Annotated in this window: 12 protein-coding genes; 10 read left to right on the top strand and 2 right to left on the bottom strand. The window is 34.8% G+C overall.

What is annotated here, in order from left to right; genetic code table 11:
• Window positions 1-2: 2 nt before the first annotated feature.
• Window positions 3-587 carry a DUF5683 domain-containing protein gene (locus M9897_07850; GenBank protein MCO5268791.1) on the top strand — a complete coding sequence of 195 codons (585 nt, stop codon included), beginning with the start codon at window positions 3-5 and terminating at the stop codon, window positions 585-587.
• A gap of 152 nt (window positions 588-739) precedes the next feature.
• On the opposite strand, the gene M9897_07845 is transcribed toward M9897_07850, so the two are convergent.
• Window positions 740-1,153 (bottom strand): GxxExxY protein, encoded by a 414-nt coding sequence (locus M9897_07845; GenBank protein ID MCO5268790.1) that lies wholly within the window; start codon window positions 1,151-1,153, stop codon window positions 740-742.
• 346 nt (window positions 1,154-1,499) lie between these two features.
• Between M9897_07845 and dapB the strand changes: the two genes are divergently transcribed.
• Genes dapB through uvrB form a run of 5 tightly spaced genes read left to right on the top strand, consistent with a single transcriptional unit; the run spans window position 1,500 to window position 7,970 of the window.
• Complete coding sequence (dapB, locus tag M9897_07840; GenBank protein MCO5268789.1) at window positions 1,500-2,225, top strand: 4-hydroxy-tetrahydrodipicolinate reductase; 726 nt, start codon at window positions 1,500-1,502, stop codon at window positions 2,223-2,225.
• 11 nt (window positions 2,226-2,236) lie between these two features.
• Window positions 2,237-4,138: a signal peptidase I gene (lepB, locus tag M9897_07835; protein MCO5268788.1), complete on the top strand. Its 1,902-nt coding sequence runs from the start codon at window positions 2,237-2,239 to the stop codon at window positions 4,136-4,138.
• The gene (locus M9897_07830; protein ID MCO5268787.1) at window positions 4,138-4,734 is read left to right on the top strand and encodes a WbqC family protein; all 597 of its coding nucleotides are present in this window, start codon (window positions 4,138-4,140) and stop codon (window positions 4,732-4,734) included. Before lepB ends, M9897_07830 begins: the two co-directional genes overlap by 1 nt.
• A complete protein-coding gene (locus M9897_07825) occupies window positions 4,731-5,927 on the top strand; it encodes a glycosyltransferase family 4 protein (GenBank protein MCO5268786.1) in 1,197 nt (398 codons plus the stop codon). Before M9897_07830 ends, M9897_07825 begins: the two co-directional genes overlap by 4 nt.
• 60 nt (window positions 5,928-5,987) lie before the next feature.
• Window positions 5,988-7,970, top strand: coding sequence for an excinuclease ABC subunit UvrB (gene uvrB, locus M9897_07820; protein MCO5268785.1), 1,983 nt, complete (start codon window positions 5,988-5,990; stop codon window positions 7,968-7,970).
• A gap of 8 nt (window positions 7,971-7,978) precedes the next feature.
• Here the strand turns inward: uvrB and M9897_07815 are convergent, their stop codons facing one another.
• Window positions 7,979-8,236 (bottom strand): hypothetical protein, encoded by a 258-nt coding sequence (locus tag M9897_07815; GenBank protein MCO5268784.1) that lies wholly within the window; start codon window positions 8,234-8,236, stop codon window positions 7,979-7,981.
• Window positions 8,237-8,403: 167 nt separating this feature from the next.
• Here M9897_07815 and M9897_07810 point away from each other — a divergent pair, with 167 nt between their 5' ends.
• The 4 genes from M9897_07810 to M9897_07795 are packed head-to-tail and all read left to right on the top strand — an operon-like array spanning window position 8,404 to window position 11,978.
• The gene (locus M9897_07810) at window positions 8,404-9,000 is read left to right on the top strand and encodes a DinB family protein (GenBank protein MCO5268783.1); all 597 of its coding nucleotides are present in this window, start codon (window positions 8,404-8,406) and stop codon (window positions 8,998-9,000) included.
• Entirely contained in the window at window positions 9,001-9,762 is a 762-nt protein-coding gene (locus tag M9897_07805) for a C40 family peptidase (GenBank protein ID MCO5268782.1), read from the top strand. It abuts the gene before it with no gap.
• Window positions 9,763-9,768: 6 nt separating this feature from the next.
• Window positions 9,769-10,692, top strand: coding sequence for an NAD-dependent epimerase/dehydratase family protein (locus tag M9897_07800; protein ID MCO5268781.1), 924 nt, complete (start codon window positions 9,769-9,771; stop codon window positions 10,690-10,692).
• 11 nt (window positions 10,693-10,703) lie between these two features.
• Window positions 10,704-11,978, top strand: a complete 1,275-nt coding sequence (locus M9897_07795; GenBank protein MCO5268780.1) for a serine hydroxymethyltransferase — start codon at window positions 10,704-10,706, stop codon at window positions 11,976-11,978.
• Window positions 11,979-11,980: the final 2 nt, after the last annotated feature.

Here is an 11,980-nt window from a genome sequence, read left to right as displayed (position 1 = left end):
CCATGCGTTTGGTTCTTATCATCTTTCTCTTCTTTTCTTCTGCCCTATACAGTCAAGATAGTTTAGCCGTAAAAGCTACACCCGAAAAGAAAGTAAATGAATCCAAAGAGAAGGATACACTCCATTCACCAAAGAAGGCCGCATTATTATCTCTTCTTCCTGGTGCTGGACAAATTTATAACCATATCGCTATGCCGAAAGGCAAGAAGAAAGCCTATTGGAAAGTTCCTATTATATATGCTGGCCTTGGTGTTACAGGATATTTTGCTGTAAAGAATCATATTACTCAAAAAACACTAAAAGAAGAATATCTATACCGCGTTAAAAATGGAGAACCTAACCCTGAGTTACCTAAATATTGGAGCTATGATAATGAAGGAATTTTACAACTTTTTGAAAGTAAACGAACAAACCGTGATTTAATGATTTTCGCCTGTGTAGCTGTATATGGATTAAATATTCTAGATGCCTTTGCAGAAGCACATTTTGTACGCTTCGATGTATCAAAAGATTTATCCATGTCAATTTACCCTTCTATGCATGATTTCTATACTCCGGGGCTATCGATAAGCCTTAAGTTTCATTAATTAACCATAAAGCTGCAACCTCAGTGCCTAACAGAGCAATACACTTTACCCCCTCTATGTTCCCTATGTGTTTAACAAATAATCAAACACATAGAAACATAGAACACATAGTTAAGTATCCTATATTCCATATGCCCTTTGTGTTTTCTCCTTCAATATTCTGATAAATCTCTAAATAATTCATTGACGAATGTTTTTTGCCCCTCTTTAAAAAAGTTATTACAAAAGAAGTTCATTAAAATTCCTTTTGGGGCTTCTAATAACTTCATATAAGTTAATAGTTGGGATTCGAATACTGGATGCATTTCTTGAACAGCCTTTAATTCAACAACTAAGCAACCTTCTACAAATAGATCACATCGTAAATCTGCTTCAAATTCGATGTTTTTATAGGCAATTGGAACTATTAATTCTGACTGATACATAATACATCGCGAACGAAGTTCTTCTTTTAAGCATTTGTGATATACAGATTCAAGTAGCCCTGGTCCAATTTCTTTGTGTACTTCTATGGCTGCTCCTACATCTTCATAGGTTAAATCGTTTAGGTCGTTTTTGGTTAACATTTTCTTTTTATTATTTAAGATAGTGATATTTATGAGAGAATGAAGAGTTTTTTATTAATTTTTTAAATACATAGATGTATGGAAATTAGATAAGTCCCCTATGTGTTTAACAAATAATCAAACACATAGACCTGCATTGAACTTGTTGAAATGAACATAGAACACATAGAAAAAGGACTATGTTCCCTATGTGCCTATGTGTTTCAAATAAACACCTCCTCCACAAAAACCTCTGTGACCTCTGCGCCAAAACTTCGCGGTCTTTGCGGTTAAATTGAGGTTAAATTCTCCCTAAATTACAATTAGAAAACAAATAATAGTATTTTTGCTACGTTCAATACAAATCATGAAAGTAATCTTAGTAGGATACGGTAAAATGGGGAAAGAAATCGAAACGATTCTCTTGGAACGTGGTCATGAAGTTGTTGCTAAAGCGGATATTGAGCATCCACTAACTGAACAAATGGTACTTCAGGCAGATGTAGCCATTGAATTTACTACGCCAAGTTCTGTATTAGCACATTTAGAATTACTTTCTAAAGCAAATATCCCTACTGTGGTTGGAACAACTGGATGGCATCAACATTTGGATAAAGTGAAGGATTTAGTTCAATCTAACAACTCTTCTCTAGTATATGCATCCAATTTTAGCATAGGTGTAAATTTATTCTTCCAATTGAATGAACAATTAGCAAAGCTCATGTCACCTCATCCTGAGTATCAACCAAAAATAACAGAAATACATCATACTCAGAAATTAGATGCACCAAGTGGTACAGCTATTTCTATTGCGCAAGATTTGTTACACAACCACTCCGCTTATACAGATTGGTTTTGTCCGCAAAGCGAGAAGAAATCATCCAATCAACCTGCTATTGAGATAGAAGCGATACGAGAAGAAGATGTGAAAGGAACACATATCGTTGAGTACACTTCGGATATAGACGCCATTTCCATTCGTCACGAAGCATTTAGTCGCAAAGGTTTTGCCTTAGGAGCTGTCATAGCGGCTGAATGGATTATAAATAAAAAAGGATTATTCACCATGAAAGATGTGCTACAACTTTCTTAAATTCATTATACATGTTAGCAAAATATTTCTTCATATTTTTTATCGTTTATCCATATCTAGCATTATGGTTTAAGAGTTTCCCAAAAGCAGGAAGAAAATCATGGGAGGCGCTCATTCCAGGATATAACTATGCTATTGCATCAAAAATTGCAGGCCAACCTTGGTGGTGGGCATTTCTAATGATTATTCCTGGAATTCACTTAGTAATGTGGGCTGTATTTAACGTGAGCTACATTCGTAAATATGGTCTATTCTCTGTTGGTGATACGTTACAAGGTATCTTCTTCCCTTTCATTATCATGGCTAAGATTGCAAACGACGACAATCTAAAACCAGATTTTGTTACCAATTGGGAAAACCAAAAACATTTAGAGTTAAGACGCAATAGTGATCATATTGTACTTTTTCTATCCCTTCCTATTGTAGGTCATGTTGTTGCTCTTACACTAGGTGCTATGCAGAAAAAGAAAAAGGGTAAGAAAACGATTATTAAAGAGTGGGGTGACAGTATTTTATTTGCTCTAGTTGCTGCTAGTGCCATACGAACTTATGTATTCGAACCTTTCCAAATCCCAACAGGATCTATGGAGAAAACATTGTTAGTGGGAGATTTTTTAGTAGTTAATAAACTCACGTATGGTTCTAGGGTTCCTGAAACACCTCTTTCCTTTCCATTAGCTCACAACACTATTCCTTGGTTGAATGTTCAATCGTACACCACGTTGGAAAAGGTTAAATATATGCGCTTACCAGGCTGGAGTCATGTCAAGAATTACGATGTAGTAGTATTTAACTATCCTTCCGGAGACACAGCTATTTATGACCCTCGTATCCCTAATGGATTGATGGGACATGATTATCACGGAATTGTAAATACTGAAGCCAGAAGGTTATTTGAAGAGTCTATTGATCGAAACAAAATTCCAAATGGTAACGCTTTATTACAAAAACGAAGAGAACAATTATCCAGTCAATATCAAGGGAAAGAATTAGACAGTGTAATGCAGTTGGAAGCAGAGAAATTGAATATAAAGATCCAAGCAATTGTTGATAATATTTATCAAGAATTTATTGATAACATTGATACATGGAGAAAAAAAGCTAGATATGAGATTGCTGTGAACAAACAAACTTTTTCCAATGTAGAAGGAATGATGATTCATCATAAAGGTATTATTTATAGACCTATAGACAAAAGAGAATTCTATATTAAACGCTGTATCGGTATTCCAGGCGATTCTATTAAGATTGTTCATTCTCAGGTTTATGTAAATGGAAAAGCTGCTCCTATCTTTGATTATCAGAATTTGGAGTATATGGCAACAAACTTTACTAGACCCTCCGATCGAATAATGGATAATAAGTACGGATTAGAATTAAACCGTGATTATTACAAAGGGAATGACTTCTACCATCTGACTCAATCAGAGTTGAAAATGCTTCAAAAAGATTATCCAGATGCGACATTTACAATAGTAGATCCTGAACGTGTTGACGCAAGTAATATGACAGCTTCAGAAAGAGTGAATAACCTAAACTATTACCCTAAGTCATTCAATATCAATAATACTGTTTCTGATTTTGAAACTTTCTGGATTCCTAAAAAAGGAGTAACTATACCATTGACTCCCCATAATGTTGATTGGTATAAACGTGTAATTACAGCTTATGAATTACATGATTTCCAAGAAAAGGATGGGAAATATTACATAGATGGAAAAGAAGCCACAACTTATACGTTTGAAAAAGGATATTATTGGATGATGGGAGATAATCGCTATAATTCTGCTGACTCCAGAGTTTGGGGCTTTGTTCCAGACGACCATATCGTTGGGAAAGCTTCTATGGTTTGGTTCTCTAAATCAGAAACAAAAGGAATTCGTTGGGAAAGGTTATTTACTTTAATTAAATAATGCTCTACTCCACTAATTATTTTGGTTCTATTCCCTATTTTCAATCTCTTGCAAAACACAAAGAGATAGTTATAGATATTCATGAAATATATAAGAAACAGAGCTGGAGAAATAGAACTAAAATTCTAGAGAGTAATGGTCCCATGTATTTGAGCGTACCTGTTTCTCGTCCTAAAGGCAATGAGACACCTGTAGGAGATGTACTTATCACCTACGACACCAACTGGCGGAAAGATCATTGGAATGCCTTAGAGAGTAGTTATCACCATGCACCCTATTTCTTTTACTACGGAGAAATGATCAAAGATTTGATATATATGGAAGAATCAATATTATATCGTTTCAATACAAGAATCTTAGAGCAATTATTGAAGTGGCTAGACCTTGATATAGCTATTTCTTATAGTTCTGAATATGTTCCACCAAAAGACGACCTTGACAAGCGTATCGCATTAGATAAAAAAGAATTTGATATAACACAATCACCCTACATACAAGTTTTCTCTGATAAGTTTGAGTTTTACCCTAATTTATCTATTTTAGACTTGCTAATGAACGAAGGTCCTTTAGCTCGAAATTATCTTATAAAAGAATGAATATTATTTACATACACCAGTATTTTTACACTCCTGCCGATGCAGGTGGGACGCGTTCTTACTGGAATTGTAAAGAATTAATTGCTAGAGGACATCAAGTCACGGTTATTGCAGGAAGCAGTAAAATCGAGAAAGATATAGAAGAGAAAATCATTGAAGGCATCAAAGTCATTTATATCAAAGAAGCTTATCATCAAAGCATGTCTGTAAAGGCTCGTCTTAAATCGTTTATTGGGTTTATGCGAAAAAGCATTAAAGTTGCCAAACAACAGCAGGATATTGACTTAGTTTTTGCTACATCTACTCCACTTACAGTTGGTATTCCTGCACTTTATCTCAAATGGTTTAAGAAAACACCTTATATCTTTGAAGTAAGAGATTTATGGCCAGAAGTTCCTATCCAAATGGGAGCGATTAAAAATCCATTCTTGATTTGGGCAACAAGGAAACTGGAAAAAACAATCTATAGAAATGCGAATCATGTAATCGCACTATCTCCAGGTATGCAAGAAGGTGTTATGCATTATATTCCCAAGAATAAAACATCTATGATACCCAACATGTCTAAAAAAGATGAGTTTTGGGAAAGAGAGAAAAACCTGGAACTAATGAAGGAGATGAAACTCCGAGAGGATAGTTTTAAGGTTATTTACTTTGGAGCCATGGGACTAGCCAATGCCGTTCACACGCTTGTAGATGCTGCCAATCAACTCAAAGATGACAACAACATTGAATTCCTATTTATTGGAGGTGGCTCACAAGAAGCAGAATTAAAAGAACTAGCTGTCAAACTCCAATTACCCAATGTACATTTCTACGGAGAAAAGCCATTAAAAACAGTTTCTGAGGTTTTAAATTTTAGTGATGTTTCCATTGTTTTATTTGAAGATATACCCATTCTATATACCAATTCTCCCAATAAATTATTTGATTCACTTTCTGCAGGAAAACCAATCATCGTTAATTCAGCGGGATGGACGAAGGCAATGGTAGAAGAAAATAATTGTGGTCTCTTTGCAAATCCTAAAATAGATGCAGATTTAGCTCACAAAATAAAGTACATCCAGGAGAATCCAGATCTTGCCAAAGACATGGGAATAAATGCACGCAAATTAGCTGAAACCACCTATGACAAATCAATATTATGCAAAGAATTTGTGGATACTTTAGAAAAGTATGCCTACACTAAATAGTCAAAAAACTAGATAAGAATACTAATTTTTAATGTTTCTTAAAACTACTATCTTTGTACTATGGATTTCAAACTCGTTTCTCCTTATAGTCCAACTGGTGATCAACCACAGGCCATTGACGAATTAGTTAAAGGAATAAAAAACGACGTACAACACCAAACCCTGTTGGGAGTTACAGGTAGTGGTAAAACCTTCACTGCAGCTAATGTTATTCAACAAGTCAACAAACCTACATTGGTACTATCGCACAATAAGACACTGGCTGCACAACTTTATAATGAATTTAAGCAGTTCTTTCCAGAAAACAGAGTTGAATACTTTGTTTCCTACTATGACTATTACCAGCCAGAGGCTTATATATCGCTCACAGACACTTATATCGAGAAAGATTTAGCTATCAATGATGAAATAGAGAAGCTACGTTTATCCGCCACTTCCGCCCTACTTTCTGGTAGGCGTGATGTGATTGTAGTCTCTTCGGTTTCTTGCATATATGGTATTGGAAATCCAAATGAATTTCAGAAAAGTATTATGCATGTAAAAAAAGGAGATGTTATAATGCGTAATAAGTTTTTATTCAGACTTGTAGAAAATCTGTACTCCAGAGCCGGAAATGAATTTAAAAGAGGAACCTTTCGGGTGAATGGAGACACGGTAGATATATTTTTAGCTTATGCAGATTATGCTTTGCGCATTGAATTTTGGGGAGATGAGATTGAAGCTATTTCTACTATTGACCCCATCTCAAATAATAAGATTGAACAATTAGACGCCATCAACATCTACCCTGCTAATATTTTCGTAAGTTCTCCTGAGAATACGCGTGAAGCAATCGAAATGATTCAAGACGATTTAGTGATACAGGTAGAAGCTTTTAAACGAGAAGGAAAACCTATAGAAGCAAAACGCCTATTAGAACGTACGGAATATGATTTAGAAATGATACGAGAGCTTGGCTATTGTTCAGGAATTGAAAATTATTCACGCTATTTTGATAAAAGAGCTCCGGGCATGCGCCCCTTTTGCCTCCTAGACTATTTCCCTAAAGACTATCTTATGCTTATCGATGAAAGTCATGTCACTATTCCACAAATACGCGCAATGTATGGAGGTGATCATTCTCGTAAAATCAACTTAGTAGAATATGGTTTTCGATTACAAGCAGCCATGGACAACCGACCGCTAAAATTCGAGGAATTTCAAGACCTGCTTAATCAGGTAATATATATCAGTGCTACCCCAGCAGATTATGAGATTCAACTATCCGATGGAGTCATTGTTGAACAAGTTATACGGCCTACAGGTCTATTAGACCCTGTTATAGAAGTGCGTCCAAGCATTAATCAAGTAGATGATTTAATTGAAGAGATTCAAAAAAGAGTAGAATTAAAAGAACGTACCCTTGTTACCACTTTAACCAAGCGTATGGCAGAGGAATTACAAAAGTATCTTGATCGATTGGGTATCTTATGTCGTTACATACATAGCGAAATAGATACTTTAGAGCGTGTTGAGATTCTACAACAATTGAGAGAAGGTGTTTTTGATGTGTTAATAGGCGTAAATCTCTTACGTGAAGGACTTGATTTACCTGAGGTAAGCTTTGTTGCCATTTTAGATGCTGATAAAGAAGGCTTTCTACGAAATGAACGCTCTTTAGTTCAGACGGTAGGGAGAGCTGCAAGAAATGTGAATGGTAAAGTAATTATGTATGCTGAAACCATTACAAAATCTATGGATCGCACCATTGAAGAAACTAATCGTAGACGTGCTCTACAAATGGCCTACAACGAAGAACATGGTATCACGCCTACACCATTGAACAAATCCAAAATGAATGCATTGCAAGGATATGGAAATATCGATGACAAGAATCAAATGATAGCTGCTGATCCGGTGGAACAATATATGTCAAAAGAGCAACTCCAGAAGAGCCTACAAAAAGTAGAAAAGGACATGAAAAAGGCAGCAAAGGAACTGGATTTCATGGAAGCTGCCCGTTTAAGAGACGAAATGTATCGTATCCAAAAATTATTGAAATAAATGCTAGGTTAAGCTAATTTGTTTAAACGCTCTAACCATTCTTCATTAATATCTTCAACTTTTTCTACAATCTTTCTGAATTCAGATTTATTTTTTGCTTTGTGGATAGCCGCCATTATTTCATCTTGAAAGTCTGCTGCTTCATCAATAAACTTATCTGTTACTTCTGTCTTTTTAGAGTTATATAATTGAATGCTAAAACACTCATCTACAACATCATATATCATTAAATTAATGCGTTTCTTTAACTCTCTTTTACTAGCCATATACTCTATTTTTTAGATTTTATAAAGTAAATATAGTAATAATTATAAGACTAAAAATATAAAGATTAGGAAAGGTATTATAAATAACAAAAAATCATTCATTTTTAATTGCATACTCTCAGAAAACGTATTAAATTTGAGAGCAATAAAGACAACACTAAATATATATGATAGGAATTCCAACAGACGAATTACTTTTTAGGCTAAGACGAATTACAGAGGATAATATGACGTTCGTTTCTAAAAAATGTAGGCATTTAGGAGAAAATCAATTACATTGGAGAAGAACAAAAGATAGTTGGAACATTCTAGAGGTCTTAGCTCATCTAAACAGTTTAGTTAATTTTTACCACCCCCTTATTTTAAACAAAATTAAGAAAACAAAATTCACCACACCAAGTGATACATTTGTATCTTCACAATTAGGGAGAAGTGCATGGAAATCTATTCAGTTGGGAAGGGCAAATAATATCAAACGTAAATTTAGAGCCCAACGCACACACAACCCTACTATTTTACCTGAATTAGTAGAAAAGAATACTATAGAAAAATTTGAAAAAAATCAACTAGAGCTATTAAATATTCTAGATTTAGCCAAACATGTTAATCTAAAAAAAGCAAAGGTTCCTATTTCATTCAGTAGAATTGTACGTTTACGCTTAGGAGATGTATTACAATTTGTGATATATCACAATGAGCGTCACATTCAACAAATCAAGAATATACTTGAGAATAAAAATTTCCCCGATAAAGTAGTTGGCTAAATGGAAATAGGTGATTATGCAATATGCCATTTAACCGTTGTTCCGGTTAGAATCAGTCCCGACGACACTTCGGAAATAATCACACAATTATTATTTGGTGAAGTTGTTTGTATTCTGAGTATTCAAAACCAATGGCTACAAATTGAGATTACGCATGACACTTACAAGGGTTGGGTAGATAGCAAACAATTCATGCCAATTTCAAAGCAAACAGCTGAATTAATTGTTACCAATCCTCGTCAACAAGATGAGGTATTGCCACTTCAAACTCCTTGGGGAAACCAAACAATATTGGCTGGTTCACCCATTCTATCACAAAATAAAAATTTTCAAATAGAAGATTTTTCTTATAGTTGGAATGAGATGGCACCAGTTATTCGTGAACAAAATATATCAGAATTAGCACTTAAATACTTAAATTCGCCTTATTTGTGGGGTGGAAGAACGTGTTTTGGAATAGATTGTTCAGGATTTACGCAAACTGTTTATCATCAATTAGGCATTTCTTTGAATAGAGATGCTTCCCAACAGGTTCTACAGGGTAAAGAGGTGACTTTTAACAACCAAAGAGAAGGAGATTTAGCATTTTTCCGATCAGAAAAATCTGGAAAAATAACACATGTAGGAATAATATTAGAAAATAACACGATTATCCACGCACACGGGAGAGTCAGAATAGATACACTAAAAGAAGAAGGGATTTACAACGAGAAAGAAAAATATTTTTCTCATAAACTAAACTGTATTAAAACATTTAAATAACCAATCATGAGAATTTTAGTTACCGGAGGCGCAGGATTTATCGGAAGTAATTTAACACGGCGATTAGTCAAAGATGGTCATACCGTGACTGTAGTTGACAATTTATTACGTGGAAATAAATTAGATTCAGACACCTTTTCAAATATCACTTTCATTAAAGGAGATGTGTGTGATGTTGAATTAATGAATAAACTCACTCAAAATATTGATTTAGTTTTCCATTTTGCTGCCATATTAGGCGTTGATGTTGTCGCAGATGCCCCTGTAGAAACTATGGATGTAGAAACAGTAGGTTTAAGAAATATAGTTAAATCTTCCATCGATAATAGTGTAAAGAAAATAATTTATGCCTCGACCTCAGGTATTTATGGTCATTCTGCGCTTACACAAAGTGCATTTACTGAAGAAGTAACTGTTGACCCTAAGACCTCTTATGCAATGGCTAAACGCTATAACGAAATTTATTTAGCTTCTAATTTTGAAGAGAAGGGATTAAATGCAATTTCAGTGCGTTTTTTCAATGTTTATGGTATCGGGCAAGACAACCGTATGGTAGTACCTCGGTTCTTTGAACAAGCTTTGGCAAATGAAAATATAACTGTATTTGGAAATGGAAAACAAACACGCGATTTCACCTATATTGACGATGCGGTAGAAGCATGTGTACGCCTTATGGATATTAGTGGTTATCACATTGTAAACATTGCCAACGAAAAGGAAATAACTATCAAAGATGTGGCTGATGAAATTAAAGAAATAACGCATTCATCTTCTAATATCGTATATATTGAGGCACCCAAGAAACGATATGATTATGAGGTAGAAAGAAGAGTTGGAAGTTCTGGAAAATTAGTAAGTTTAACAGGCTTTAAGCCATCTACATCTTTGAATTATGGTTTAACTCAGATATACAATCAATTAAATAAATAATTTATCGCAATATGAAAAAAGATCAAATCATCTTCGATTTAATAGAGAAAGAAAGAGAACGTCAAACAAACGGAATTGAGTTAATTGCCTCCGAAAACTTTGTAAGTAATGAAGTGATGGAAGCAATGGGTTCTGTATTAACTAATAAATATGCAGAAGGACTTCCTGAAAAAAGGTATTACGGAGGATGTGAAATTGTGGATCAAGTTGAACAATTAGCAATTGATAGACTCTGTCAGCTTTTTGGTGCAGAATGGGCTAACGTACAACCTCACTCTGGCGCACAAGCTAATGCTTCTGTTATGCTAGCTTGTTTGAAACCGGGAGATAAAATTTTAGGATTTAATTTATCTCACGGAGGACATTTGACACATGGCTCTCCAGTAAATTTCTCTGGAAAACTATATGAACCTCATTTCTACGGAGTAAATAAAGAAACAGGACAAGTTGACTATGATGAGTTAGAGAAAAGAGCAAAAGAGGTAAAACCAAAACTTATTGTAGTTGGTGCATCTGCATATAGTCGTGATTGGGATTATGAGCGTGTTCGCCAAGTTGCAGATCAGGTAGGAGCTCTTGTATTAGCAGATATTTCTCACCCAGCTGGAATGATTGCAACCAAATTATTAAAAGACCCATTAAAATACTGTCATATTGTTACTTCAACAACCCATAAAACTTTAAGGGGTCCAAGAGGTGGTATCATTATGATGGGTAAAAACTTTGATAACCCTTGGGGAATTCGCTGGCAGAATGGTAATTTACGTTCTATGGCTTCTATTTTAGATGCTGGAGTATTCCCTGGCACACAAGGTGGACCGCTAGAACACGTAATAGCTGCAAAAGCAGTAGCTTTTGGTGAAGCACTCCGACCAGAATTTACTGAATATCAAAAACAAATTATAAAAAATGCGAAAGTAATGGCCTCTGAATTAGTAAAAAGAGGTTATGACATCATTTCAGGGGGTACTGATAATCATAGTATGTTAATTGACTTACGTTCCAAAGGACTAAATGGTAAAGATGCCGAAACAGCACTAAACAATGCGCATATTACGGTAAACAAAAACATGGTACCTTTCGATACAGAATCTCCATTTGTCACTTCAGGTATTCGTCTAGGAACTCCTGCTATTACAACTCGTGGCGTAAAAGACACTGAGATTCCTGCTATTGTAGATTTAATTGATAAAACATTAATGAATATAGGAAATGATAAAATACAAATGGAAGTTATTGCCGATGTTAAATCAATGATGAGTAAATATCCTTTGTTTGGATATTAAAA

This window comes from Brumimicrobium sp., assembly GCA_023957385.1.
In the GTDB taxonomy this organism is placed as follows: domain Bacteria; phylum Bacteroidota; class Bacteroidia; order Flavobacteriales_D; family Crocinitomicaceae; genus Brumimicrobium.
Note: the sequence above shows the minus strand (reverse complement) of the source record. Positions and strands in the feature narration are given on the sequence as shown.

Excerpts from the sequence above, each read along its gene's own strand:
- M9897_07810 (MCO5268783.1), top strand. The coding sequence starts at position 8,404 with ATGATAGGAATTCCAACAGACGAATTACTTTTTAGGCTAAGACGAATT.
- M9897_07825 (MCO5268786.1), top strand. The coding sequence starts at position 4,731 with ATGAATATTATTTACATACACCAGTATTTTTACACTCCTGCCGATGCA.
- M9897_07815 (MCO5268784.1), bottom strand. The coding sequence starts at position 8,236 with ATGGCTAGTAAAAGAGAGTTAAAGAAACGCATTAATTTAATGATATAT.
- M9897_07830 (MCO5268787.1), top strand. The coding sequence starts at position 4,138 with ATGCTCTACTCCACTAATTATTTTGGTTCTATTCCCTATTTTCAATCT.
- lepB (MCO5268788.1), top strand. The coding sequence starts at position 2,237 with ATGTTAGCAAAATATTTCTTCATATTTTTTATCGTTTATCCATATCTA.
- M9897_07850 (MCO5268791.1), top strand. The coding sequence starts at position 3 with ATGCGTTTGGTTCTTATCATCTTTCTCTTCTTTTCTTCTGCCCTATAC.
- M9897_07800 (MCO5268781.1), top strand. The coding sequence starts at position 9,769 with ATGAGAATTTTAGTTACCGGAGGCGCAGGATTTATCGGAAGTAATTTA.
- dapB (MCO5268789.1), top strand. The coding sequence starts at position 1,500 with ATGAAAGTAATCTTAGTAGGATACGGTAAAATGGGGAAAGAAATCGAA.
- M9897_07845 (MCO5268790.1), bottom strand. The coding sequence starts at position 1,153 with ATGTTAACCAAAAACGACCTAAACGATTTAACCTATGAAGATGTAGGA.
- M9897_07795 (MCO5268780.1), top strand. The coding sequence starts at position 10,704 with ATGAAAAAAGATCAAATCATCTTCGATTTAATAGAGAAAGAAAGAGAA.
- uvrB (MCO5268785.1), top strand. The coding sequence starts at position 5,988 with ATGGATTTCAAACTCGTTTCTCCTTATAGTCCAACTGGTGATCAACCA.
- M9897_07805 (MCO5268782.1), top strand. The coding sequence starts at position 9,001 with ATGGAAATAGGTGATTATGCAATATGCCATTTAACCGTTGTTCCGGTT.